Here is a 24,378-nt window from a genome sequence, read left to right as displayed (position 1 = left end):
GTCTCATAAATTAAGGCGGAAAAAATTCCCGCCTTTTGAGTTTTATGAAGTTTGCGTGTCTTCTTCATCATCTTCTTGTTCAGAAGTTTCATCACTGACATCCATGCCAGCAGGAGCTGAAATGGTTGCAATGGTAAAATCTCGATCTTGGATGATGGGAGTCACATCTTTTGGCAGTTGCACTGCTGAAATGTGAATAGAATCACCAATAGAGTAGCTGGCGAGATCAATTTCAATAGCTTCAGGAATAGCACTTGCTGGAGCAGTACATTCAATTTCGTGCCGAACAATATTGAGGACACCACCCTTTTTAAGTCCAGGTGCTGTATCTTCATTGAGGAAGTGGACAGGAATATTCACTTCTACAACGGATTTTGCTGAAATGCGTAAGAAATCTACATGGAGGGGAAAGTCACGCACGGGATCTAATTGATAATCTTTTGGCAAAACCATAATTTTTTGCTTGTCAAGAATAATCGTTGCAATGGTGGTACGAAAACCACCGGCATGAATTTTGTAGAAAATTTCTTTATAGGGAACTGTTATTGCCAAAGGGGGTTGTTTTTCACCATAAATGACAGCAGGAATAAGACCGTTGCGGCGAAGTTCACGGGAGGACCCCTTACCAACCCGCTCGCGTTTTTCGGCCTTAAGAGTGTAGCTTTTGCTCATAATTTAAGTCCTTTTTACATGATTGGAGATCCTTCAAAAACAATAATAGTTTTTGCATGGATATGAAGATATGCGCTAACCAACAGCGATCGCTCCATTCTGCGTTGCCTCCAAGGGTGTCTACGCAGAAGCTTGTTCTATAATTCAAACTATTCATAGATGCAAGAGTTGTGGGAAAAATCGATGATTTCTACCGTTAAAAAGGAGGAAATGTTACAAATTACGGTGTGGATGGAGAATCAACCAATATGCGCTGGCACTGATATGTTCAAAATCAAACACTGGAGATGTTATGAAGGTTGAGATTGCCTTGGGTGAGATGTCAGAGAGTCGTGCTTTGCATAAATCGATGCCAGCACTTCTTGATCTGGAAGAATTATTGGCGACACGTCTTCTTGTACAAGGTAATTCCGGTTCAGGGAAATCACATCTTTTACGCCGTCTTTTGGAGCAAAGTGCTAAGTGGGTGCAGCATTGTGTAATTGATCCAGAAGGCGATTTTGTAACTTTGGCAGATAAATTCGGTCATGTTATTGTAGAGGCTCAACGTAGTGAATTAGAATTGACTCGTATTGCTCATCGCATTCGCCAACATCGGGTTTCAGTGGTATTTAATCTTGAAGGTTTGGATACTGAACAACAGATGCGTGCTGTAGGGGCTTTTCTTGGGGCACTGTTTGATGTGGAACGTGATTATTGGTATCCTATGCTTGTCGTTGTCGATGAAGCACAATTGTTTGCTCCAACTGCGGCAGGAGAAGTTTCTGATGAAGCACGTAAGATTTCTCTTAGTGCTATGACCAATCTTATGTGTCGAGGGCGTAAACGTGGTCTTGCTGGTGTTATTGCGACACAACGTTTGGCTAAGTTGGCCAAAAATGTTGCTGCTGAAGCTTCAAACTTTTTAATAGGGCGGACTTTTTTAGATATTGATATGGTGCGCGCTGCTGATCTTTTGGGAATGGAGCGCCGCCAAGCGGAAATGTTTAGAGATCTTGAGCGGGGGAATTTTATAGCTTTAGGTCCCGCTTTATCACGACGTCCCTTACCAATCATTATCGGTTCTGTTGAAACTTTGGCACGCTCTTCTAGCCCTAAATTAATGCCACTTCCAACAGAGCGGGATGATGTGCAAGAGCTCGTTTTTACTGCTTCACCAGAGGAAATTTTAAAGCCATTTAAACAAATACGAGAGCCGATGAGGGAAAAATCAATGCACGAGATGTTAGAGGAGGTAGTGCATAAAAAACAAGAGTTGTTGGAAGAAACCCCGAGTTTATTTCCTGAACTTTCTGATGTTGAGCGTGACGGCCAAGCAGAACATATTATTCGGGAAATTCTTGAAGATTCTGAGGCTTTTTATCGTTCAACAGCGGTGCTTTATCAAGATTTTTCAGTTCGTTGTCGTATCCATGGTATGTCAAAGGTTCCTTTTAATCTTTCACAGTTTCGGCGTAAATTGGCTATTGCTCAGGCTTTTGTTGATGAACAAACGGCTGTCAGTGAACATTGGAAACATATTTTGCAGATATCAGAAAGTTTAGAAGAAGATGTCCAAGGAGTGTTCTTGAATGTAGCACAGGCCGCATTAGGGGGAAAGCCATGTCCATCGGATGCATTTTTAGCACGTCTTTATGGAACTCATTCTTTAAGCCGTGCACGCCGACTTTTAACCTACTTTGAAGAGCGTGGACTTATTGTTATTCACACGCATTTTAGTGGTCAACGTATTGTTGCATTTCCTGATCTTGGTGTTGAAACAGCACCCGGAGACCCCAAGGAACCACTTTAACCAAATAAGCTGGAAACCGATTGTTCTGCTGCTGTCCTTGCTATTGCTTCCCCAATAAGGTCGGCAATGGGCAAAACACGAATATTATGGGCGTTCTCAATAGCTTGTGTTGGCATAATTGAATCTGTAATAACCAATTCTTTCATCTCTGAATTGCTAATTCGTTCGATTGCATTACCAGAAAGAACACCGTGCGTGATATAAGCCGTGACACTATTGGCACCATGTTTAAGCAGAGCACTTGCTGCATTGCATAAAGTTCCACCTGAATCAACAATATCATCAAGCAAAAGGCAATCTTTTCCCGATACATCTCCAATGATATTCATAACCTCTGATTCACCGGGACGTTCACGACGTTTATCTACAATAGCAAGCAAACTGTTCAAACGCTTGGCGAGCGAGCGTGCGCGTACAACACCACCCACATCAGGTGAAACAACAATAACATTTTCAAGAGAATAATGCACTTTGACATCGCGAGAAATGACAGGAACAGCATAAAGATTATCCGTAGGGATATCAAAAAAACCTTGAATTTGTCCTGCATGAAGGTCTAATGTTAAAACACGATGGGCCCCTGCTTCAGTAATCAGGTTGGCAACAAGTTTTGCGGAAATGGGAGTACGCGGACCAGGTTTACGGTCTTGGCGTGCATAGCCAAAATAAGGGATAACAGCTGTGATGCGACGTGCCGAAGAGCGGCGAAGCGCATCAATCATGATGAGCAATTCCATCAAATGATCATTGGCAGGATAGGATGTAGATTGCAAAACAAACACGTCCTGTCCACGTACATTTTCATGCAGTTCTACAAAAATTTCTTGATCAGCAAAGCGCTTTACAGTTGCTTTGCCTAAGGGGATGTTCAAATAATTTGCAACATCTTCAGCTAGGCGTGGATTAGAATTTCCGCAGAAAAGTTTCATAGTAGAACCTCTAAATCATCATGGTGGGAATGCGACACGGTTTTTAATTTCTTTTTATTAAATTGCAAGAGAACGATTACAAAAGCCTTACAATTTTATCGATTATTGTTAAAGAGCTATGCGGTATGTTTTCTCTTTTTCCAAAAGTTTGTTGCTTTTAGAGCAAAGTTTTTTCTCCATGCGACAAAGAAATACGTATTGATTAAGCTTTTTGGTTATTACTTTATAAAAAAATGCTTTCAATATGGGGAATGTTTCATATTTAAGATGAATGAAGGGGAGTAAATAACAAAGAAGTATAATCTTGCTTTCAATCATTATAACTAAACATTGAAAATGATTCAGAGCAAATGCTATCATATTTTATGGGCTGGTAAATGATTTTGTAAAAAAAGCAAAGCAAAGTACAATAGGATTTATTTTTACATTTGGGTAAAAAGTTTAGTTTTGCAGTTTTGGTATTGTTTTAAAAATAAAAGGGGATCATCTTTTATTTTTTAGCATAATAGTAGAAATTTGCCGTCCGTAATCAGGTTCACTACGGTGTATTGCACGGCGATAGGAGAAAAAACGCTGTTCATCTTTGTAGGTGCAAAGCTCTACACAAGAAGCATTAACGCCTGCTTCTATGAGTTGATGCATAATGAATGCCCACAGATTAAAGTAAAAGTGATTTATTTTGTCTTTTTTTATAAAATATTTTTGGTATTTACTGTGGCAATCAATAAATTGGTCGTAAAATTCGCTTGTTACTTCATAGTGGCAAGGACCAATACAAGGTCCAAGGACTGCTGTTATTGATTGTCTTTCGGCTCCTTGTTTTTCCATAACAGCAATTGTTTTCTCGATAATTCCATTTAAGCTTCCGCGCCAGCCAGCATGAGTTGCAGCGATGACACCTGCTTGTGGATCAGCAAACAGAATGGGTCCGCAATCTGCTGTAAGAATGCCGATTACGAGTTCTTGTGTGGTGGTAACGAGAGCATCGGCTTTAGGAGGGGAGCCGATAAAAGCTTTATCAACGACAACGACTTCACAAGAGTGTATTTGATTGACAGTGACTAAATTTTGTATCTCAACATCAAAATAATGAGCGACCAAAGTGCGGTTTTGTATAATATGTTCAGGGTGATCATTTGAGCTTTGGCCAACATTAAGGCTTTGGTAAAGGCTTTTTGAAACACCACCTTGACGAGTAAAAAAACCATGTTCTATCCCATGGGTTTGTAAAGTAGAAAGATTTTTTGCAAGAATGGGATGAGGGATAGATTTCATAAAAGTTCCTTATGGAGATTATTGGAAGCGAGGGTGGAGATGTTTATTTTAGTCAATGAATATTTCAGATACTGATGTGCTTATTGACAAAAGCGCCGGTTATCAAAATTGGGGAGGTATGGAGATGTTTTTATCACAAACATGTAAAACTTTAAATAATTTTCCCATTTGATCTTGACCAGCGAGCCGTTCGATGTCCTGGCGGATTTTGTCTTGCAAAGGAGCACTTTTGCCAACTCCAAGCTGTTTTGCGCGCTCCAGTAGCCCCATTTTTAAAAGAAAATCTCCTTGCTCGAAGATTTCAGCAAAACAACCTTGTTCAAGGGCTATGTTTTTTAAAAAAGAAAAATCAACATGGGATGTTAAATCATGTTCACCAGGGGCATCAAAAATATCACGGAATCTATGTTTTGACAGTGCTTGCAGTGTATCGCCAAATGCAAGATCAGCAGCACCATAGTCGATAAGTAAAGCAGAACCTGTCACTTGTACTAAATGGTGGCTGATTTGTTGCATGAATTGATGCCGTAAGGGGGAATATTCAAAAATTGTTCCGTCAGGCATTTTAGAACAATAGGTTTGTAGATAAGAAGAGGGAAGTTTATGCGGGGCAGCAATAAAGATGAGATCTCCATCTTGATTGACTGTAATGCAGCGCTCTTTCCATTCTCCATTGACTTTAATATATTGGTTGATAGGGAGTGTATCGAGAAATTCATTAGCTATGAGGAAGAGAGGTTTTGAGGGGATTTGATCAAAACTTTCAATGCTATGGATTTGTTTTTGATAAGGGCAAAGGCGCTTTTTTTGTTCCTCTGCGAGTTTTTCACTTATTTCAAGGAGAAAAACCTCAGCTGCATTAAATGCTGTTGTGGATAATTTTTGAATGGTACGCAAAACATCATCCATGAGAGTTCCACGTCCTGGACCTATTTCAGCGAGGATAAAAGGGTGAGGACAACCATGAGCGTTCCAGCTTGCGAGAGTCCAAATCCCAATCATCTCTCCAAATAATTGGCTTATTTCGGGTGCTGTAATGAAATCACCAGCACGTCCAAAAGGTGTTTGTGTTTGATAATAACCAAATTGAGGATCGGTAAGTGCCAACGTCATATATTGGCTAACAGTGATTGGTCCATTAAGGGCAATAATTTCTTTAATTTTTTCTTTTAGATTGGTCATTTTCTGTCGATTTATATTTAAAGGCGTGGAGAAGAAGATAAAACCCTAAAAGAAGCATGGGAAGAGATAAAGCCATGCCATAGGTAAAACCAGTAGAATGGAAAAGAGTCGAAAACCATTCTGGATCTTCTTGAGGCGCACGGTAAACTTCAGAAATGCTGCGTGCTACTGCGTAGCCTATAATAAATGTTCCTGCAACAGCTCCAGGGCGCTTTAATGCCTTGAAGGCAAAAATGATAAGGCATAAGATGATGAAGAGAAGAAATCCTTCCATGAAAGCTTCGTAAAGTTGGCTTGGATGGCGCGGTAGATAGTGAGGATCGAGAGGAAAACAAACAGCCCAAGGACGTGTAGTAATATTGCCCCATAACTCTTGGTTAATGAAGTTGCAAATTCGTACAATGCCGATACCAATAGGAGCACCTGCAGCAATGATATCAAACATGGCTCGTATGTTAATATGATTTTTGCGGGCAAACCAGACCATAGCAATGATAATACCAATAAGTCCGCCATGAAAGGACATTCCCCCATCCCATACGGCAATGATAGCACTTGGATGGTTAAAATAGTAAATGGGATCCCATACAAGAACTTGTCCTAAACGCCCTCCGACAACAACACTTATGGCAGACCAGACAACAAAATCTCCGATCTTTTCTTTATCCATAGGAGGGTGGTCTCTATACCATAGAGATGTTTTTTTTAATAATTTTTGCGCATACCACCAAGCAAAAAGAATCCCCACCACGTAACCAAGTCCATACCAATGAAGTGCTATGGGACCTAGCTGGATAATGACAGGATCAAGAAAAGACGGAAAAGCAATGGCTGGACAAGAAAGATTGTTCATGAATTAAGCATCTTACATTATACGAGATGAATATGAAGTGACTCTGATGGTCAGAAATGACAGATGAATGCACAATGGTCAAGTCAGTAGGGAGGCTAGTCAGAAAGGGGAATAGATTTCCACTGGTTTATCGCGGTAAAAAAATATGGTGATAAAAGAAATATTAAAAAATCTTAAAAAAAATAGTCATGAAAAATCGGCACAGTATATAAAATATAGGGTAAAAGGAACAAATTACAGTATCTAAATGTTATGAGAATACGCTATAATGCGTGCGTCAATAATTAAAATTTAAGGAAAAATGTTATGCGTAATGGATCAAATCGTATTCTTGATGAATTAGCAAAATTAACAACAGATGCTGCTGACGTCGCGCAAGGTATACGACGTGAAGCTGGAACAGCTTTTCGTGTGCAGGCTGAAAAGATAGCAAACAAACTTGGTCTTGTTTCTCGCGAAGAGTTTGAGACTTTTAAGGAGATGATGCTGAAAATCCATGCTGATAATGCTGATTTGAAAAGGCGTCTTGATGATTTAAAAAAAGATGATTTAAAAAACGCAGACACAAAAAAAAAGTAAGATAGTTTCTTAAAAAAAGAATCTTCAAAAAAATATCCCCAATTTTTCAATATGATGCGTGAAACTAAAAAATGCTTAATCTTGAGTCTGTTAGAGCGGAGCATTTGTCTATTTTTGATTTTTTTTTGGGTAAAATACATTTTTTTGAATCAGGGGGGCTGGCGCTATGAAATTGTATCAATACACTGAAAAGACTTGATGATTCGTTTTATGACTATCAGGTTGCCCTAAACAGCGCGATTGTGTTCTGGGTGTTTGTGTGCTGTCGATGTTTTTATGTGTATTTGTTTGTTGTAAAGGTTCTGATTGTAGCAAAATATTGTTACAGTTTAGGCGGTTTATATTCTGTTGACAATGTTTTTAAGATGATTGAGGATTGTGATGAGGCTTGCATTTTGGGCCACAGAGAGAAAAGAGCACCCTGTTGACTTTATCGAACAGATTGCCTGTGAATATGATTGGTCGTTTGAGCGGGATGCGCAAGATGAAATTAGCGTTTGTGTGGAAGGAAAGCGCGCAAATTATCGTCTTGCTTTTTCATGGATGGAAGAGCATGAAGCACTTCATTTGGCTTGTTCGTTTGATCTTTTTATTAAAAATGCTCGAACAGCTGAAATACAGCGCTTATTGCTAGCAATTAATGAAAAGTTGTTGTTGGGACATTTTGATTACTGGCAAAGGAATAATTCAGTTATTTATCGGCAAGGTCTTCTTTTGGCTGGTGGGATGCATCCATCTCATATACAGGTTGAAACATTGTTGATACATGCACTTAAAGTCTGTGAAAGCCATTATGTTGCATTTCAGATGGTTGCTTTGTCGGGAGAAAGTGCTTACAAGGCACTGCAGTACACTTTGTTTGAAACTGTAGGGAATGCCTAAAATACACAGTCTGTTATTTTTACAGATGGTTTGCTGAAATATTGCTCATAGGGGGATATCAAGAATAGCGCGTAATCCTCCGAGTGGGCTCTCATCTAATTGTATATTGCCACCATGGCTGCGTGCTATGTCTTGAGCAATAGAAAGACCAAGTCCTGTTCCACTTGCATCTTGATTTCGCGCTTTATCAAGTCGAAAGAATGGCTTAAAAACTTCTGTGCGCATATTTTCATGAATTCCAGGTCCATTATCATCGATTATTAATATAAAAGATTCTTGTTGAGAGTTAGCTGTTAGTGTAACGGTTGTGCCATAACAAAATGCATTTGATACAAGATTGCTGACCAAGCGTATGAAAGCACGGGGACGTACTTGTATTTCTGTAGGACCTTCAATGGTGTAAGAAAATTGACGTTTGTGAAGATGAGCATCGGCGGAGAATTTTTGCATAAGAGCATTTAAATCAAAAGTCTTGACACTTTCACTTCCTTCACCACGAGCAAAAGCAAGATAATCTTCTAACATATTTTGCATGTCACTTACATCTTGCTCAAGCGGTTTAATATCAAAGTCAGTATTTACTAATGCTAGCTGAAGTTTAAAGCGTGTAAGAATGGTTCTTAAATCATGACTTACTCCTGAGAGCATCATGGTGCGTTGTTCGATTTGGCGTTCAATACGTTCTCGCATACGTAAAAAAGCAATGCCAGCACGACGGACTTCATCAGCTCCTTGTGGTTGAAATCCTTTTGGTAAAGGACGACCGCGTCCAAAGCTTTCTGCTGCTTCAGCCAATTGTTGAATGGGTTTGATTTGGTTGCGCAAAAAGTAAATTGCTATCAGCAATAAAACAAGCGCTGTTCCTACCATCCAGCTTAAAAAAATAGCAGTATTGGAAGCGTAGGCTTGGCTGCGTGGAGCAAAGACGCGTAAGATGTTGTGACCAAGGTGGATACGGATTTCAACAAGATTAGAATCGCCTACTGTATCAATCCAGAAGGAGCGGTTAATTTGGCGGGTGATTTCTTCACTCAGAAAATAATCAAGAATTGCGAAAAATGGTTTAGGTCCTGGAGGGGGAAGAGGGGAAGGGGGCAGGATAGAAATATTTAATCCCATGCGTTGTTGTGCAATACGCTTGATATCTTCATAGTTATCTTGTTGCGGATATGTTTCAATGATATCGATAATAGCTGAAATGTCATGCACGACAGCTATTGAAAGACGCTCGGTTACCATTTGCCAATGGCGTTCCATAAAAACGTAAGCAATGACTGTTTGCAGAAGCACCATAGGAGCGATAATAATGATCAAAGAGCGGGCATAAAGCCGTTTAGGCATTTTTTTCGTTAACCATCGAAGAAAAAATCTTAAAGGTTTGATCATTCTTGTGCCTATTCAATAGAGAGTTTATACCCTATTCCTCGCACGGTTTGGAGCCATATAGGCAGTGGTGGGTTTTTTTCGATTTTACGACGAAGGCGGTTGATCTGTACATCAATGGTACGTTCACTTATATTGCTGTCATCGGTCGCGAATTTATGGCGCGGAATTGTATTGCCTGCATTTTCGGCAAAAATGACCATCATTTCTTGTTCTTTATCTGTTAATTTAATAATTTCTCCCCCTTTTTTGAGTTCGCGCCGTGAAATTGAAAATATATAAGGTCCAAAAACGATCTGCTCAATTTTGGGTTGGTGAGGGGGAAAACCACGCCGTAAAATGGCATTGATACGAAGAAGAAGTTCACGAGGGTCAAAAGGCTTAGCAAGATAATCATCTGCACCCGCTTCTAAGCCATGGATACGATTGTCTATTTCTGATAAAGCTGTTAGCATGAAGATAGGAACATCCTTTGTTTGCCGGAGTGAATGAGTAAGATCAATACCGTTTTCACCAGGCATCATGACATCAACAATAAGAAGATCAAAATCTAAACTTGCCAACAGTCGTCTTGCTTCATTAGCATTGGCTGAAACTGAAACACGAAATCCATTTTTAATGAGAAACTGAAATAAAAGATTGCGGATACGAGTGTCGTCATCAATCACAAGAAGGTGAGGTGCGTCATCACACAAAACTTGAACATGATCGGACATTCTTAAAAACCTTGATAAAAATTTAGTTTACACAAAATGCAAGTTTACATAAGTTGTATAAAGCTGTCGAGCAGCACCTTTACCTTAAAGGAGAGAAAGTTTTATTTATAAATTTAAAAAAGTTATTTTTGAAAAGGATATTATGGGTAGTCTTAATATACATATTATTCCAGTTACGACATTCCAACAAAATTGCACTTTGCTTTTTGATAGTGAATGTAAAACGGGGGTTCTCGTTGATCCCGGTGGTGATTGGCCGCGGATTCAAGACGTAATCGAAAAGAATGGCGTTATCGTTGAGGCTATTTGGATAACACATGGTCATTTTGATCATGTGGGAGCAGCAATGCAAGCGAAAGAGGCGCTTAATGTAAAAATTATCGGTTCACATTGCGATGATAAGCCTGTGATGGATGCCGTGAGCGAAAGCGCAAAAAATTACGGCATCACTGATGCATGCATCTGTATTCCTGACCAATGGTTAGAAGATGGTGAGTGCGTTCATTTTGCTGGACATGTGTTTAAGGTTTTTCACACCCCAGGACATTCTCCTGGTCATGTTATTTATTTCAATGAAAAAGAACGCTTAGCTCTCTTGGGTGATGTGCTCTTTCGTGGTTCTATTGGACGCACTGATTTCCCCTTCTGTTCTCATGAAAAATTGATGCACTCTCTTCGAGAAAAAGTTTTACCCTTAGGCGATGATGTTTGTTTTATCTGTGGGCATGGTCCTAAAAGTAGCATAGGCTATGAGCGCCAAAATAATCCTTTTCTTCAAGATTTTAATATATGAGCAAACAAAAAAACGCTTTGAAGCATTTTTTTGTGCCATTTAAGACTTTTTTAGTAGAACAGAAGTTAATTTATTGGGGCATAACAAATGTGTTCCAAACCATTACGGTCTCGAAAAGTCCCTGTTTTAGGGTTGAAGGAACGGTATTTTTTCTTGCAATAGTTAAGCCAATTAGATTCTAATGATTGCTGGAGTGGCTCATATTCCGCCGTTTGCTGCACCTGATAAACTCTTTGATTTTGCGGAACTTTTTGATAAATTACCTGATTTTGTGGTACTATTTGATAAACCACTTGTGGCTGTTCTGGTTTTTTTAAAATTGTACCAAGAATACCCACTGCTAAAGCATCTCCTGAGTTGTCTATATGAATATTACTGTGTTTTGTCTTTTTGCGCTCAATGTGATGATATGTTTTGTTTTCAACATGATGATAATAATGATGATGATGATGATGATGATGATGATGTTGTTGTTGTTGTTGTTGTTCCGTCCTATTAAGTTTGGCTTCAAATCTTCTAGAGTTTTCTTCAGAACGCTTGCGGAAATCATCAACAAACTTTTGGAAATCATCAGAATGACAGACATTTTTGCTATCAGAACAACGGGAGCTAGAAAAACTGGAACGCCACATATCAATTTCCTTATCCATTTCCCTTGTCGCATCATCTCTTTCTTTACGCATCTTCCTCATCATATCATCTATTTCTCTCGTGATAGAGTGAGTAACATCCCATGCCATATCCGCAAGCGTTGTATTTAGCGGCATGAAAACGGTTGCAGTTGACATTGCTGATAATACCGCTAGCTTGATCACCTTTTTCATAATGATGCTCCTTGTGTAAATTCGTATTTTTCACATCCTACACATTTCAAACTGAATAGAGCCTGAACAATTTTGGACTTTATTGTGACAAAACAAAAGAAAATTCATTTAGTTAAACCCATTGCAGGTACAGTAAAATAAAATCATGAAAGAATTTTGATTTCAATTAATGTACTCTACTTGAGGCTAATTAATAAGTTTTTATTGACCCCACCCGATTTTTTACTATGGAATATAAACTCTTTATTTAGGGATAATTTTTGTATCATTTGATACAATATAAATTTAATAATAGGTGTATAAATAAAAGTTATCATTTTTTATCATATGCTTATGGTGCTATGATAAAGTCTTATTTTAATTTATTTGTATTATAGAACAGCGTCCTATTTTAATATTATCTTGTGAGGATAAATAATATTTTAGTTCGATATCAGAGTATAAATGTATAAATATAATATATTTTAGGAATTTATATATATAAGATATTTTCTTTAAATTTGTCTGCTTTTTTAGAGTTTAGAAGTTTTTTACTTTTTTAGGGATTTTTTTATAACGCGGTTTAACAAGAAAAATTGCTTAATCGGCCATACGCTTTGTGAGAACTGTCACCAATGTGCGGTAGCCTTTTTGAATTGTTTTACGAATTTCATTCACAACATCATCGACTTGATTGCTGGCTGGACGAACCTCTGTTGGTGGATCAATGAGCCCTGTTGGACAAATAATTTGTTCTGCAAAAGTGCCATGAGATTGTTCTATTTCTCAGCGTCCTGGTGTTGCAGAGACGGCAATAGTTTTTGGGGGCGCATGGCATCCCATTCTGCTTCCATGAAAAATTGATGCAATCCCTTCGAGAAAAAGTTTTTCCCTTAGGCGATGATGTTTGTTTTATCTGTGGGCATGGTCCCAAAAGTAGCATAGGCTATGAGCGCCAAAAATAATCCTTTTCTTCAAGAGATTTAAGGGGGAGGGCATCAAAAACCCGCTTTAGAGCGGGCTTTTCTCAATGTTAATTCAATTTACTGGAGCATAGCAGACATGATTTAAGCCATCACGGCCTCGAAAAGTACCTGTTTTAGGGTTGAAGGAACGGTATTTTTTCTTGCAATATTGAAGCCAATCAGATTCTGATGATTGTTGTACTGGCTCATATTCCACCGTTTGCTGCACTTGATAAATCACCTGATTTTGTGGTACGTCTTGATAGACAATTTGTGGCTGTTCTGGTTTTTTAAAAACTTTACTAAGAACTGCACCTGCTGCAAGAGCAAGAATGCCCAATGCTAAAGCATCTCCTTGAATATTACTGTGTTTTGTCTTTTTACGTTCGACATAATGATATGTTTTGCTTTCAACATGATGATGTTGTTGTTCTCTCCATGTCTGGCTGAAATAATGACGCTTGTGGGGATCATCAAAAGAGTGATGTTTACTATGAAAAGAATGGGAGCTAAAATTGCGAGACGGTAAACCAGACTCCCTCTTCATTTCACTCATTTGATACCATGCCATATCCGCAAGCGTTGTATTTAGCGGCATGAAAACGGTTGCAGTTGACATTGCTGATAATACCGCTAACCTGATCATCTTTTTCATAATGATGCTCCTTGTGTAAATTCGTATTTTTCACATCCTACATGTTTCAAACTGAATAGAGCCTGAATAATTTTGGACTTTATTGTGGCAAAACAAATGAAAATTCATTTAGTTAAACCCATCTCAGATACAGTAAAATAAAATCATGACAGAATTTTGATTTCAATTAATGTACTATGCTTGAGGTTAATTAATAAGTTTGTAGTAAGAGTACCCGATTTTTTACTATGGAATATAAACTCTTTATTTAGGGATACTTTTTGCATCACTTGATACAATATAAATTGAATAATAGGAGTATGAATAAAAGTTATCATTTTTTATCATGATTTTATGGTTCTACGATAAAGTCTTGTTTTACTTTATTTGTGTTATAGTACAGTGTAATATTTGAATATTCTCTTGTGAGTCTAAATAATATTTGAGTTCGATATCAGAGTATAACTGTATAAAGATAATATATTGTAAGTAATTTTTTGATATATATAAAACATTCTCTTTAAATTTGTCTGCTTTTTTAGAGTTTAGAATTTTTTATAACGCGGTTTAACAAGAAAAATTACTTAAAAAGTTAATAAAGTTTAGGCATTTTTTGTAAAAAGTTCTCTCTCATGGTGTTTTAGATAAATTGGAGCTCCCTTGATGTTTGAGGTTGTCTGTTTTGCGGATAATGCTGTTTGCTTTTGAGCTTTAGTTGTTTTTTTAGAAGAGCTGAAGATTATTTTAGGCGGTTTGAAATTTCTTACTCCTTTGTTGGTTGCGTTTTTTTTCGTTTTATTGTTGCTTGATTAGGGGGGGGGTTACCAGATTTTCCTTTTCGATTTTCCAAAATACCAGTATCCATGGTTGGTCCCATGTGTGCAAGGTCTGGTTTGGAGAAAAGACTTGGTTGTAATACGGGCTCAAGGGTAGATTGTTCGCTATGATGAGTTAAGGGGTTCTCAGCGATTTCTAGTTCTATCTTTTGTAATTGTTTGATTTCATCGCGAAGGCGTGCTGCTTCTTCAAAGTTGAGATCAGCAGCTGCTTCATGCATTAATTTTTCAAGGTGTTTAATATGAGATGCTAAATTGTTGCCAACCATATTTTTTTTCTCGATGACATCAGGGGTAATTGTGCGAATATGGTCGTTTTCATAGCCTGAATTGAGAATATCTCCGATATTTTTTTTGATACTTTTGGGTGTGATATGGTGTTCTTCATTATAGGCTATTTGTTTTTGTCGACGTCTTTGTGTCTCCTGTAAGGCTCGTTCTATGGAGCCTGTGATTGTATCTGCATAGAGGATAACGTGGCCATCTACGTTACGTGCAGCACGTCCGATTGTTTGTATGAGGGAAGTTTCAGAGCGCAAAAAGCCCTCCTTATCAGCATCTAGAATGGCAACAAAACCACATTCTGGAATATCTAAGCCTTCTCGGAGCAAGTTGATACCGATGAGGACATCAAAGGTGCCAAGCCGCAGATCGCGTAGAATTTCAATGCGTTCTAATGTATCAATGTCAGAATGCATATAGCGTACACGAATATCTTGTTCGTGGAGATATTCAGTTAAGTCCTCGGCCATACGCTTTGTGAGAACTGTCACCAATGTACGGTAGCCTTTTTGAATTGTTTTACGAATTTCATTTACAACATCATCGACTTGATTGCTCGCTGGACGAACCTCTGTTGGCGGATCAATGAGCCCTGTTGGACGAATAATTTGTTCTGCAAAAGTGCCATGAGATTGTTCTATTTCCCAGCGTCCTGGTGTTGCAGAGACGGCAATAGTTTGTGGGCGCATGGCATCCCATTCTTCAAAGCGTAAAGGGCGATTGTCCATACAGGAAGGTAGGCGAAACCCATATTCTGCTAGGGTTGCTTTTCTTCGAAAATCACCTCGGTACATGCCTCCAATTTGGGGAATGGTTACGTGACTTTCATCGATAAAAACAAGAGCATTGTTTGGAATGTATTCAAACAAGGTTGGTGGTGGTTCTCCGGGTTTTCGTCCTGTTAAATAGCGTGAATAATTTTCGATTCCAGAGCATGAGCCGGTGGTTTCCAACATTTCCAAATCAAAAATTGTACGTTGTTCTAAACGTTGTGCTTCTAAAAGACGTCCAGCTGCGTTCAACTCATCAAGGCGTTGAGCGAGTTCCATTTTGATCGATTTCATCGCTTGATTGAGTGTTGGGCGTGGTGTTACGTAGTGTGAGTTGGCATAAATTTTAATCGATTGAAGATCGCCTGTTTTTTGTCCCGTTAGAGGATCAAATTCCGTAATTGTTTCCACTTCATCGCCAAAGAGCGAAATACGCCAAGCACGATCTTCGAGGTGGGCAGGGAAAATTTCGATTGTATCCCCTCGAACACGAAAGGAACCACGAATGAAATTGATATCTTGTCGATAATACTGTTGAGAGACTAAATCAGCCAAGAGTTTTCGTTGATTGAGTTTATCACCTTTTTCTATTTTGAAGGTCATAGCAGTATAAGTTTCTACTGAACCAATCCCGTAAATACACGATACAGACGCGACAATAATGACGTCATCACGTTCAAGGACAGCACGTGTTGCAGCATGGCGCATACGGTCGATTTGTTCATTAATTGAGGATTCTTTTTCAATATAGGTATCAGAGCGTGCAACGTAGGCTTCTGGCTGATAATAGTCATAATAGGAAACAAAATATTCGACGGCATTGTGGGGAAAAAAACTTTTAAACTCTCCGTAAAGCTGCGCTGCTAGAGTTTTATTTGGTGCTAAGATTAAAGCTGGACGCTGTGTTTCTTCAATGATTTTGGCCATTGTATAGGTTTTTCCTGAGCCGGTAACACCCAAAAGCACTTGTGTACGTTCATCTTTTTGAATTCCCTCAACCAGAGTTTTAATTGCTTGAGGTTGATCTCCTGCAGGTTCAAAGGGTGTTTCGAGTTGAAATGGAATGCCACCTTCAGATTTTTCAGGACGAATAGGGCGGTGAGGTGTCCATAATACGCCATTCTTAAAAAGAGGATTGCCTGAGGCAATCAGAGCAGAAAGAGCCTCAACTGTTGCTGTAACACCATTTTTCATTGTTGTATCCTTTAATAGAAAAGTGCTGGTGATTTTAAAGAAAATACTAATTTTTACAATTTCATTACGATAACAGCAAAACGTTATTGAACAGATTTATTTTGGTTTATTGGAGCTTTCATTAGGATATTGATCAAGTTTTTTCTATGAGACGAATTCTTCGAAGTGGTTCTTTGGAGGGGGCATATTGTGGTTGTTCTTGGACACTATTGCATTTTTGCCATGATGATATTTAAGATGGCATAAATTATTATGGCTGTTATGGAGAATAATCGGTACGTTTGGGCACTAAAGACATTGTGTATGTGTGATAAAGATCATTTCCATCTTTAAATGAAAGATAACGAGATGACACCCAACCTATTTGAGTGTTATATCGGATATGGCACCAATTGCCTTCACAGTTTTTAACAAAAACCAATTCTCCAGCAGAGATTAAGCCGCAAAGTGCATACTGAGTGCTGGGACCTGTTCTAAAATTAAGATTTCTCGTAACAAAAGCATCCGCAGCTTCAGATACTGTTGTGGCGAAAAAGAAAGAGCCAAACATAAAAAAAATGACGATTTTTTTCATTCTTCTGTAAAGAATTTCTTTAGAGATTTTCTATCCTTCTCTCTTTGTATCCCATATGATTTCTTTTGCTAGATTATGATAAAACAGAAAAAAATACAATTCTTTCTTCTTTAGGAGATTTTAAAGAGAAGAGTGAAGTTTAACGTTTTAAACACCAAAATGAGATGTTTTAATCACTATTTGTGCATGTTTTGTTTCCTTTATTTATTTTTGTATGGAAAATAGCGATACTGTACTATATAATAAAAAAGATCGTAGTTTTCGGATTCCAAAAGTAATTTTGGAAGCCGTTTTTTGTGTTTTTATTAAACCTTCCGTGTAATAGAAAGGGACGGATTATGGAAAAAGTTCCGATGACTACAGCTGGTTTTGAGAGTCTTAAAGAAGAGTTGCGTTGGCGTCAACAACAGGAGCGTCCGCGAATTATTGAAGCAATTTCTGAGGCGCGTGCACATGGTGATTTATCAGAAAATGCTGAGTATCATGCAGCTAAAGAAGCACAAAGCCATAATGAGGGGCGTATAAATGAGCTTGAAGATTATATTGCCCGAGCAGAAGTTATAGATGTTTCGCGTCTTTCAGGCGACAAAATAAAATTTGGAGCAACCATTAAACTCTTGGATGAGGATACAGAAGAAAAAAAAGTGTATCAGATCGTAGGAGATCAAGAAGCTGATGTAAAGGTTGGTAAAATCTCTATTTCTTCGCCTATTGCACGTGCACTCATTGGAAAGCAAGAAGGTGATGTGATTGAGGTGAATGCACCAGGTGGTGCGCATAATTACGAGATCATTAAGGTTCAGTATATCTAAATAACATATGGATTATTATGCGTGTATCTTTGGACGAAACTGAAATTATTGCGCCTCACTTTAAAAGGCGTTTATCGGGAGTAACATCTACGATTATTCAGCTTATTCCACTGCAACGCGAACAGGGTGTGCGTATATCCACTTTAGGGTTTGGTTTACCACAAACTTTGCCGACTCTTGCCTTTAAGGACCTTTTCGGACTTTGGAAAAGTCCGAAAGGGAAGCCATTTCGTATTTGGCATGCACGACGCAATATTGAGATGCTGTGCGGGGTGTTTTTACGCGATGTTTTGCGAATGAAGCTTAAACTCATCTTTACTTCGGCATCTCGACGCGAACACAAGCCTTTTACCAAATGGTTGCTTCGTCGTATGGATAAAGTTATCGCTACTAGTGTATGTACGGGAACCTATCTAGAAGTGCCTCATAAGGTTATTATGCATGGAGTGGATATTAGGCGTTTTTCACCCCCCAAAATTCCTGATGATTACTTTCCAGCAACTGGGGTGCCAGGAAAATATGCGGTAGGATGTTTTGGGCGCGTGCGCTATTTAAAGGGTACTGATTTGTTTGTGGACGCGATGATAGCATTATTGCCTGACTATCCCGAATGGACAGCACTTATCGCTGGTCGGACTACAGAACAGCATTATGGTTTTGAAAAGAAATTACGACAGAAGATTGCTGAAGCTGGTTTAAACGACCGCATTATTTTTCTTGGTGAAAGGCTTGATATACCTGTGTGGTATCGCCGTTTATCACTTTATGTGACTCCTTCTCGTTTGGAAGGTTTTGGTCTGACACCATTGGAGGCAATGGCATCACAGACGGCTGTAGTGGCGAGTGATGTAGGAATTTTTAAAGAATTGGTGGTCAAGGGAACAGGAACAGTTGTAAAAGCAGGAGATGGAGCGGCTTTAAAAGCAGCAATTGAACCTTATTTTGCTGATGTAGAAAAAACATTGGCAGCCGGAAAGAAAGCTTTAACCCATGTTCGTACGCACTTTCCTTTGGAAAAAGAGGCAACCGAGATTGAGCGTGTTTACAAAGAACTGTTTGCGGAAAAAACACTTTGATTATTATATCAAAAATCTTTTTGAGGAGTGATAAAAAGTTTTTTCCTTAAAGATTTTTCATAGTCATCAAGAAAACAGCTCAATGATATAAATGTTATTTTACAAAATTTATATTTTCTTTAGTAGAACGCTATAAGAAGTTCTCAAAATTTTGGATAAAATATTAAAAATGTATACGCTTGAGAGCAACATGTGCTTTATGATAAAGCATATTAGGAGAGAGGAAAGCTATTTTTATTCAGTGATATTTTAGAATAAGAAAATAATGCTTTAACTCAAGTCTAGATATACGGTGTCGTACTGATATTGTTCGTTTTGGAAGACTTAAATAGATGGAAAAAACGTTTTCTTGTCTTAAAAAAGATATTTATGGTGTCTCCATGGGTAAAATAGTCGTACATATTTTCAATAAATTCATAATAAGATGGATCTAAGATCAATATATACAATATATATATATGATTTCTATAGATAATTTACCTTTTTAATTTGAATAAGAGCTATCCTCTTGCACATCACAATTGGAAGAAAGCATGTGGTGGATAAAAACTATTGAAGACAGGGTGTAAAGAGATTTCTTATAAATTGTCTGAACTGCAGGTTGTTACGGCATTAACAGAAAGAAAATAATATGGTGGTACTAATTTATATCTTATTTTGTGGTACCGACTTGCACCTTATTATTATTTAAGTAAAAATGATGGTGCCCATTTTATATCTTTCATGAGAACTGTCGTGAAATGGGGTTGATGAGTATTGTGAGATTTTTTTTACAAACAAGCTTGTGAATCCATAATATAATAGCATTTTTTCTATAAGGATGTAACTCTATTAAAGAGAAAAAGCACTTTTATCAGCAAATATTCATATTTTTTGCATGAGAGATTATTCGTAAAAAAAGGATGTTCTATGTGCCCACTTTATTTGATAAAGAAGATCAATAAAGTGAAGTTTTATATGTTCTCGATTTGAAGGCTCTTGGTATTTGATTGTTCTTGTCGAATTATTTTTATATCAACATTTATATCGTTGATATGATGACTTGTATGAAATTTTAGGAAATCTTCAGTGGATTGAGTAAGGGGTGAATATTATGACTCATACTGTTCACGCCTTTTTATATTGTAAATTTTTTATCATAGTAGAATAAAATGCTCTATGCATTAGAATTGTTCACGCCAGAAAGCGGGAATAAAAAGGACGAATATTGTTATGATTTCAAGGCGTCCAGCTAACATTAGAAAACTTAAAATCCATAAAGCATTATCGTTGATTGTAGAGAAATTACCAGTGGGGCCAATAATATCTCCAAAGCCTGGACCAACATTTGAAAGTGCGGTTAAGACTCCCGTAAAGGCAGAGGTAAAGTCAAGACCGGTTGTAAGCAAAAGTGCAGTGCCGATAACGAGGCAAAACATATAAAGACAAACAAAAAACAAAACGGCTTGAGCAACATCGTTTGATATATTTGAGTGATCGTAGCGGGCCTTTACAACGACATTAGGAGAAAGAAGTTTTTCTATATTTGTTTGTGTAATACGCCAAAGAATAATGAGGCGATTGATTTTCATGCCACCAGAAGTAGAACCAGCACATCCGCCTGTAAAAGAAACAATGAAGAAAATTCCAAGCGCAAACGGTCCCCAAAGTTGATAATCTTCAGCGCTGTAACCTGTGGTGCTAATAATGGATGAAAGGTGAAAAATGACATCAAGGAAAATCAAGTGGAACGCGCGATGATCATAAAACCGTAGCCATGCCGCTAAAGCAAAGCTGAAAAGGAGAACGATATGGAGAAAAACAATCACTTGTGGGTCAAGGAAGCGTTTGGAGTGTCCAGGAAGGACTAATTTAACATAAAGTACGAAGGGCAAAGCAGAAAGCAACATGAAGATTGTTGAAATAATTAAGATGGCTGGTGTATCAGAAAAATAACCAAAAGAAGCATCATGCGTTGAAAAACCAGCTGTTGCGACTGTACTCATTGCATGGTTAATGGCATCAAATAAATTCATGCCTGCAGCAAAATAAGAAAGCATACAAGCCAATGTTAACCCAACATAAGCGATGATAATTCCGTTAGCAATTTGGTTGATGCGAGGCAATATTTTTTCAGATTTATCAGATGATTCCATATGAAAAAGTCGTACGCCACCCACACGCAGTGAAGGCAAAAGTAAGAGGGCTAAACCGATAAAACCAATACCCCCAATCCAGCATATAAGAGAACGCCATAACAAAATACTTCGCGATAAATTATCAAGATCAGAAAGGACTGTGGAGCCTGTTGTTGTAATTCCAGAAACAGATTCAAAAATCGCTCCTGCTAGAGAAATGGGAAGAGGAGAAAGATAAAGAGGTAAGGCACCTACGATACTTCCTGTTAGCCAAAGGCAAACAGTGAGCATAAAGCCAAGCCGTGCTGAAAAACGACAAGTAGCTCCCTTAGTTGCTAAAAGAATCAGCGTTGCTAACATGGTGGTTATGGCACAAGAATAGAGAAAGGTTATCCAATTACGATTGTTGTCGTGCAGATCCACAAAAATTGGCAAAAGCATTGCTCCTGCCATGATTAACGCAAACCGTGCACAAACATTGATAATAAACTGAAAAATGACCGTTCCCTATCTTTGTATCTCTTTTTATTATGGTTTTGTGCTCATAAGAATTTACGTTTTTCTCTTCATAGGATAAAGATTAATTATTAACATTAGCATGCCTTGATGAAATTTGTAATCAGACCTTTTCATAAAACTTGAAAATAAAGTATGTATAACATAATTGGAGTTCTTGAAAAATATTTTTTTAAAAGGCTGCATTCCGTTATCATTTATAGAATAATTAAGTTATAATAAAGTGAAGGGGATTTAATGGTACAATCACATATTCGTCTGCTGATTATTGGCTCAGGTCCGGCTGGTTATACAGCGGCGATCTATGCAGCAAGAGCAATGCTTAAGCCGGTTTTGGTGACGGGCTTGCAGCAGGGTGGACAATTGACAATTACAACTGATGTTGAGAATTATCCAGGTTTTGCAGATCCCATTCAAGGACCGTGGTTGATGGAACAAATGGCGAAACAAGCTGAGAATATGGGGACAAAAATTTTCTATGATACAATTATAAAGGCTGATTTGTTGAAGTATCCTTTTGTTTTATATGGGGATTCAGGAACACAATATTCTTGTGATTCCCTGATTATTGCAACAGGAGCTCAAGCGCGCTGGCTTGGTTTAGAAAGTGAACAGACCTTTATGGGCGGTGGTGTGTCCGCTTGTGCTACATGTGATGGCTTTTTTTACCGTGATAAGGACGTTATTGTCGTGGGAGGAGGAAATACCGCTGTTGAAGAAGCACTTTATTTATCGCATTTGGCTAAAAGTGTAAGCGTGGTTCACAGGCGGGGGCAGTTTCGGGCAGAAAAAATTTTACAAGATAGGTTGCTTGCTTGCAAGAACGTACGTATCATTTGGGATCATGTGGTGGAAGAAATTGTGGGGCTGCCTGCACAGGGGGCAGTGGGCGCTGTTGTAACAGGGGCACGTCTAAAAAATGTTAAGACAGGTCACGAGATGACAGTGAATGCAGAGGGAATATTTATTGCTATTGGGCATGATCCTGCTGTTTCTCTGTTTGAAGGACAGCTGAAACAAAAACGAGGCGGCTATTTATGGACAGCACCGGACTCAACAGCAACAAGCATTGCTGGTGTTTTTGCTGCTGGGGATGTAACAGATGAAATATTCCGCCAAGCTGTAACAGCTGCAGGAAGAGGATGTATGGCAGCGTTGGAAGCAGAACGGTTTTTGGATATACCTAAGCGTTAGTAATTCATTGAGAACATAAAGAATCTAGAGGTAGAATTAATTGTGGCGCCACCGTTGGATTGGGATAAGTTAAGGGTTTTTCACGCTGCAGCAGAAGCGGGATCTTTTACGCATGCTGCTCAAAAACTTCATTTATCTCAATCAGCAGTTTCACGACAGGTTTCGGCTTTAGAACAAGAGGTTGGGGTATCCTTATTTCAACGTCATGCGCGTGGTTTGATTCTTACAGAACAGGGAGAAACTCTTTATCGTACAGCTCATGATGTTTTGATGAAGCTTGAAAGTGTACGTTTGCAATTAAGTGAAAGCTATGCAAAACCAACGGGGCACTTGCGTGTGACCTCGACCTTTGGAATGGGGGCAGGGTGGATTGCAGAGCGTATGCCAGAATTTCTTAGTCTTTATCCTGATATGCAGGTTCAGCTTTTGCTTTCCGATGAAGAGCTTGATTTGACAATGTGTCATGCGGATTGTGCTGTTCGCTTACATCAACCCCAACAACCTGATCTTATACAAAGAAAACTCTTTACAATTCATATGCATGTTTATGCTTCGGAAAAGTATATTGCAAATTATGGAAAGCCGGAAAAATTGTCTGATCTCGATGAGCATCGTATTATTTCGTTCGGTGAACCTGTCCCACCTTATTTGTCTGGTTTAAATTGGTTGGAAAAGGCTGGTAGAAGTGATGGATCATTGCGCGTTTCAGTTCTACAAATCAACAATATTATCTCAATAAAGAATGCGCTTATGCGTGATCTTGGGATTGCTGTGCTGCCTGATTATATCGTCAATAATGATGAGCATTTGGTGCGTCTTTTTCCTGATATGGTTGATATTCCTTCGTTTGATACTTTTTTTTGTTATCCTTATAATTTAAAGAATTTGGCAAGATTAAATGCTTTTCGAGATTATATTTTTTTAAAAGCCCGTCAGTGGTCTTTTTAATGTTAATGCCTTAATTTATAAGGAATAATTAACTGTTCTATAACTTGAGACTCCCTAATATTCTTTCGTTTCAAATTTGCCTATATTGAATCAATTAAAACTATTCGTTGCATATTAAAAGTGGGGGGAGTCCGTGTGGAGAAATACTTTTGGAAAAAGGGATAAATGTTTTTTATGAATACTAGCGAATGTGAGAGTTATTATATATTGAAAACTGGACAATCGTGTGATGGTGTAGCTTACATTTTTATATTTAATTAAAAAGAATGGTACATGATGGAGACAAATTTAAAGCTATGTGTTTATTGCATAGCAGATACGCTTAAGTCTTTATTGTACTTTTTCTTATAAGATGACATAGAATACTATCTCTTGATTATGTTGCCTCCCAGTGCATTTTCTTGAGTGTTCCCTTACGAAGATCTATCAGATTGATTTTATCTCTGAGGATTTTCCAAATTTGCCGGACAGATGTCCGGCTTTTTTTTATTTTTGAAAGAGCTCCTAGAAATTGCAATATATGGGAGGATGATAAGGAAAAAATTTCGAAATTTGTAGATATCCAACATTTTTTTAAGAATACTACAATTCAATAAGGAGT

The 24,378-nt window shown here is 38.2% G+C and carries 20 protein-coding genes and 2 pseudogenes; 9 read left to right on the top strand and 13 right to left on the bottom strand.

Annotation, left to right across the window (positions count from 1 at the left end):
* Nucleotides 1–42: 42 nt before the first annotated feature.
* The gene (locus ACFIKH_RS02630) at nucleotides 43–672 is read right to left on the bottom strand and encodes a 50S ribosomal protein L25/general stress protein Ctc (protein WP_375625077.1); all 630 of its coding nucleotides are present in this window, start codon (nucleotides 670–672) and stop codon (nucleotides 43–45) included.
* Nucleotides 673–964: 292 nt separating this feature from the next.
* On the opposite strand from ACFIKH_RS02630, the gene ACFIKH_RS02625 reads away from it, so the two are divergent.
* Nucleotides 965–2,464 carry a helicase HerA domain-containing protein gene (locus ACFIKH_RS02625; RefSeq protein WP_375625076.1) on the top strand — a complete coding sequence of 500 codons (1,500 nt, stop codon included), beginning with the start codon at nucleotides 965–967 and terminating at the stop codon, nucleotides 2,462–2,464.
* Here the strand turns inward: ACFIKH_RS02625 and ACFIKH_RS02620 are convergent.
* From ACFIKH_RS02620 to lgt, 4 genes are all read right to left on the bottom strand, one after another.
* On the bottom strand, nucleotides 2,461–3,393 hold the full coding sequence (locus ACFIKH_RS02620; RefSeq protein ID WP_375625782.1) for a ribose-phosphate pyrophosphokinase: 933 nt from the start codon (nucleotides 3,391–3,393) through the stop codon (nucleotides 2,461–2,463). The two genes, ACFIKH_RS02625 and ACFIKH_RS02620, sit on opposite strands and share 4 nt — an antisense overlap.
* Nucleotides 3,394–3,876: 483 nt before the next feature.
* Nucleotides 3,877–4,668, bottom strand: a complete 792-nt coding sequence (gene pgeF / locus ACFIKH_RS02615; protein WP_375651564.1) for a peptidoglycan editing factor PgeF — start codon at nucleotides 4,666–4,668, stop codon at nucleotides 3,877–3,879.
* 102 nt (nucleotides 4,669–4,770) lie between these two features.
* Entirely contained in the window at nucleotides 4,771–5,850 is a 1,080-nt protein-coding gene (locus tag ACFIKH_RS02610; protein WP_375670932.1) for a class I SAM-dependent methyltransferase, read from the bottom strand.
* On the bottom strand, nucleotides 5,825–6,703 hold the full coding sequence (gene lgt, locus ACFIKH_RS02605; protein ID WP_375625788.1) for a prolipoprotein diacylglyceryl transferase: 879 nt from the start codon (nucleotides 6,701–6,703) through the stop codon (nucleotides 5,825–5,827). The genes ACFIKH_RS02610 and lgt overlap by 26 nt, the downstream gene beginning before the upstream one ends.
* Nucleotides 6,704–7,009: 306 nt before the next feature.
* On the opposite strand from lgt, the gene ACFIKH_RS02600 reads away from it, so the two are divergent.
* On the top strand, nucleotides 7,010–7,282 hold the full coding sequence (locus ACFIKH_RS02600; protein ID WP_375625790.1) for an accessory factor UbiK family protein: 273 nt from the start codon (nucleotides 7,010–7,012) through the stop codon (nucleotides 7,280–7,282).
* Between the two features lie 381 nt (nucleotides 7,283–7,663).
* Complete coding sequence (locus ACFIKH_RS02595; RefSeq protein ID WP_375625792.1) at nucleotides 7,664–8,164, top strand: YbjN domain-containing protein; 501 nt, start codon at nucleotides 7,664–7,666, stop codon at nucleotides 8,162–8,164.
* Nucleotides 8,165–8,209: 45 nt separating this feature from the next.
* Here ACFIKH_RS02595 and ACFIKH_RS02590 read toward each other — a convergent pair whose 3' ends face one another.
* Both ACFIKH_RS02590 and ACFIKH_RS02585 read right to left on the bottom strand, forming a co-directional pair.
* The gene (locus tag ACFIKH_RS02590; RefSeq protein WP_375625794.1) at nucleotides 8,210–9,550 is read right to left on the bottom strand and encodes an ATP-binding protein; all 1,341 of its coding nucleotides are present in this window, start codon (nucleotides 9,548–9,550) and stop codon (nucleotides 8,210–8,212) included.
* A gap of 8 nt (nucleotides 9,551–9,558) precedes the next feature.
* The gene (locus ACFIKH_RS02585; protein ID WP_375625796.1) at nucleotides 9,559–10,263 is read right to left on the bottom strand and encodes a response regulator; all 705 of its coding nucleotides are present in this window, start codon (nucleotides 10,261–10,263) and stop codon (nucleotides 9,559–9,561) included.
* A gap of 142 nt (nucleotides 10,264–10,405) precedes the next feature.
* Between ACFIKH_RS02585 and ACFIKH_RS02580 the strand changes: the two genes are divergently transcribed.
* A complete protein-coding gene (locus tag ACFIKH_RS02580; protein ID WP_375625798.1) occupies nucleotides 10,406–11,056 on the top strand; it encodes an MBL fold metallo-hydrolase in 651 nt (216 codons plus the stop codon).
* Nucleotides 11,057–11,121: 65 nt separating this feature from the next.
* Here ACFIKH_RS02580 and ACFIKH_RS02575 read toward each other — a convergent pair whose 3' ends face one another.
* Both ACFIKH_RS02575 and ACFIKH_RS02570 read right to left on the bottom strand, forming a co-directional pair.
* Complete coding sequence (locus ACFIKH_RS02575) at nucleotides 11,122–11,880, bottom strand: BA14K family protein (protein ID WP_375670930.1); 759 nt, start codon at nucleotides 11,878–11,880, stop codon at nucleotides 11,122–11,124.
* 582 nt (nucleotides 11,881–12,462) lie between these two features.
* Nucleotides 12,463–12,704, bottom strand: a pseudogene (locus ACFIKH_RS02570) (excinuclease ABC subunit UvrB); the annotation flags it as partial.
* Between ACFIKH_RS02570 and ACFIKH_RS02565 the strand changes: the two are divergent.
* A pseudogene (locus ACFIKH_RS02565) lies at nucleotides 12,693–12,846 on the top strand (MBL fold metallo-hydrolase); the annotation flags it as partial. The pseudogenes ACFIKH_RS02570 and ACFIKH_RS02565 overlap by 12 nt on opposite strands.
* 51 nt (nucleotides 12,847–12,897) lie before the next feature.
* On the opposite strand, the gene ACFIKH_RS02560 reads toward ACFIKH_RS02565, so the two are convergent.
* The 3 genes from ACFIKH_RS02560 to ACFIKH_RS02550 form a co-directional block, all read right to left on the bottom strand.
* Nucleotides 12,898–13,479 (bottom strand): BA14K family protein, encoded by a 582-nt coding sequence (locus tag ACFIKH_RS02560; protein WP_375625802.1) that lies wholly within the window; start codon nucleotides 13,477–13,479, stop codon nucleotides 12,898–12,900.
* Between the two features lie 742 nt (nucleotides 13,480–14,221).
* Nucleotides 14,222–16,540 (bottom strand): excinuclease ABC subunit UvrB, encoded by a 2,319-nt coding sequence (gene uvrB / locus ACFIKH_RS02555; RefSeq protein WP_375648333.1) that lies wholly within the window; start codon nucleotides 16,538–16,540, stop codon nucleotides 14,222–14,224.
* Nucleotides 16,541–16,799: 259 nt separating this feature from the next.
* Nucleotides 16,800–17,114, bottom strand: a complete 315-nt coding sequence (locus tag ACFIKH_RS02550; RefSeq protein ID WP_273788409.1) for an SH3 domain-containing protein — start codon at nucleotides 17,112–17,114, stop codon at nucleotides 16,800–16,802.
* A gap of 338 nt (nucleotides 17,115–17,452) precedes the next feature.
* On the opposite strand from ACFIKH_RS02550, the gene greA reads away from it, so the two are divergent.
* Together greA and ACFIKH_RS02540 are read left to right on the top strand one after the other, a co-directional pair.
* Entirely contained in the window at nucleotides 17,453–17,926 is a 474-nt protein-coding gene (greA, locus tag ACFIKH_RS02545; RefSeq protein WP_007347010.1) for a transcription elongation factor GreA, read from the top strand.
* 17 nt (nucleotides 17,927–17,943) lie between these two features.
* Nucleotides 17,944–19,002 (top strand): glycosyltransferase family 4 protein, encoded by a 1,059-nt coding sequence (locus ACFIKH_RS02540; protein WP_375625805.1) that lies wholly within the window; start codon nucleotides 17,944–17,946, stop codon nucleotides 19,000–19,002.
* Nucleotides 19,003–20,165: 1,163 nt separating this feature from the next.
* Here ACFIKH_RS02540 and ACFIKH_RS02535 read toward each other — a convergent pair.
* Complete coding sequence (locus ACFIKH_RS02535) at nucleotides 20,166–21,560, bottom strand: TrkH family potassium uptake protein (protein WP_375625807.1); 1,395 nt, start codon at nucleotides 21,558–21,560, stop codon at nucleotides 20,166–20,168.
* A gap of 312 nt (nucleotides 21,561–21,872) precedes the next feature.
* Between ACFIKH_RS02535 and trxB the strand changes: the two genes are divergently transcribed.
* Together trxB and ACFIKH_RS02525 are read left to right on the top strand one after the other, a co-directional pair.
* Entirely contained in the window at nucleotides 21,873–22,829 is a 957-nt protein-coding gene (trxB, locus tag ACFIKH_RS02530) for a thioredoxin-disulfide reductase (protein WP_375625809.1), read from the top strand.
* Between the two features lie 42 nt (nucleotides 22,830–22,871).
* On the top strand, nucleotides 22,872–23,777 hold the full coding sequence (locus ACFIKH_RS02525; RefSeq protein WP_012754906.1) for a LysR family transcriptional regulator: 906 nt from the start codon (nucleotides 22,872–22,874) through the stop codon (nucleotides 23,775–23,777).
* Nucleotides 23,778–24,378 lie beyond the last annotated feature (601 nt).

Origin of the sequence: Bartonella sp. SD1336NMGDW (assembly GCF_042193565.1) — a bacterium.
Taxonomy (GTDB): domain Bacteria; phylum Pseudomonadota; class Alphaproteobacteria; order Rhizobiales; family Rhizobiaceae; genus Bartonella; species Bartonella grahamii.
Note: the sequence above shows the minus strand (reverse complement) of the source record. Positions and strands in the feature narration are given on the sequence as shown.

What these genes read in the sequence shown, in the direction of transcription:
- ACFIKH_RS02600 (WP_375625790.1), top strand. Translation starts at nt 7,010, where the DNA reads ATGCGTAATGGATCAAATCGTATTCTTGATGAATTAGCAAAATTAACA.
- ACFIKH_RS02550 (WP_273788409.1), bottom strand. Translation starts at nt 17,114, where the DNA reads ATGAAAAAAATCGTCATTTTTTTTATGTTTGGCTCTTTCTTTTTCGCC.
- ACFIKH_RS02535 (WP_375625807.1), bottom strand. Translation starts at nt 21,560, where the DNA reads ATGCTTTTGCCAATTTTTGTGGATCTGCACGACAACAATCGTAATTGG.
- lgt (WP_375625788.1), bottom strand. Translation starts at nt 6,703, where the DNA reads ATGAACAATCTTTCTTGTCCAGCCATTGCTTTTCCGTCTTTTCTTGAT.
- ACFIKH_RS02595 (WP_375625792.1), top strand. Translation starts at nt 7,664, where the DNA reads ATGAGGCTTGCATTTTGGGCCACAGAGAGAAAAGAGCACCCTGTTGAC.
- ACFIKH_RS02575 (WP_375670930.1), bottom strand. Translation starts at nt 11,880, where the DNA reads ATGAAAAAGGTGATCAAGCTAGCGGTATTATCAGCAATGTCAACTGCA.
- ACFIKH_RS02590 (WP_375625794.1), bottom strand. Translation starts at nt 9,550, where the DNA reads ATGATCAAACCTTTAAGATTTTTTCTTCGATGGTTAACGAAAAAAATG.
- greA (WP_007347010.1), top strand. Translation starts at nt 17,453, where the DNA reads ATGGAAAAAGTTCCGATGACTACAGCTGGTTTTGAGAGTCTTAAAGAA.
- ACFIKH_RS02540 (WP_375625805.1), top strand. Translation starts at nt 17,944, where the DNA reads ATGCGTGTATCTTTGGACGAAACTGAAATTATTGCGCCTCACTTTAAA.
- ACFIKH_RS02625 (WP_375625076.1), top strand. Translation starts at nt 965, where the DNA reads ATGAAGGTTGAGATTGCCTTGGGTGAGATGTCAGAGAGTCGTGCTTTG.
- ACFIKH_RS02620 (WP_375625782.1), bottom strand. Translation starts at nt 3,393, where the DNA reads ATGAAACTTTTCTGCGGAAATTCTAATCCACGCCTAGCTGAAGATGTT.
- ACFIKH_RS02585 (WP_375625796.1), bottom strand. Translation starts at nt 10,263, where the DNA reads ATGTCCGATCATGTTCAAGTTTTGTGTGATGACGCACCTCACCTTCTT.
- trxB (WP_375625809.1), top strand. Translation starts at nt 21,873, where the DNA reads ATGGTACAATCACATATTCGTCTGCTGATTATTGGCTCAGGTCCGGCT.
- ACFIKH_RS02630 (WP_375625077.1), bottom strand. Translation starts at nt 672, where the DNA reads ATGAGCAAAAGCTACACTCTTAAGGCCGAAAAACGCGAGCGGGTTGGT.
- uvrB (WP_375648333.1), bottom strand. Translation starts at nt 16,540, where the DNA reads ATGAAAAATGGTGTTACAGCAACAGTTGAGGCTCTTTCTGCTCTGATT.
- ACFIKH_RS02560 (WP_375625802.1), bottom strand. Translation starts at nt 13,479, where the DNA reads ATGAAAAAGATGATCAGGTTAGCGGTATTATCAGCAATGTCAACTGCA.
- ACFIKH_RS02580 (WP_375625798.1), top strand. Translation starts at nt 10,406, where the DNA reads ATGGGTAGTCTTAATATACATATTATTCCAGTTACGACATTCCAACAA.
- ACFIKH_RS02610 (WP_375670932.1), bottom strand. Translation starts at nt 5,850, where the DNA reads ATGACCAATCTAAAAGAAAAAATTAAAGAAATTATTGCCCTTAATGGA.
- pgeF (WP_375651564.1), bottom strand. Translation starts at nt 4,668, where the DNA reads ATGAAATCTATCCCTCATCCCATTCTTGCAAAAAATCTTTCTACTTTA.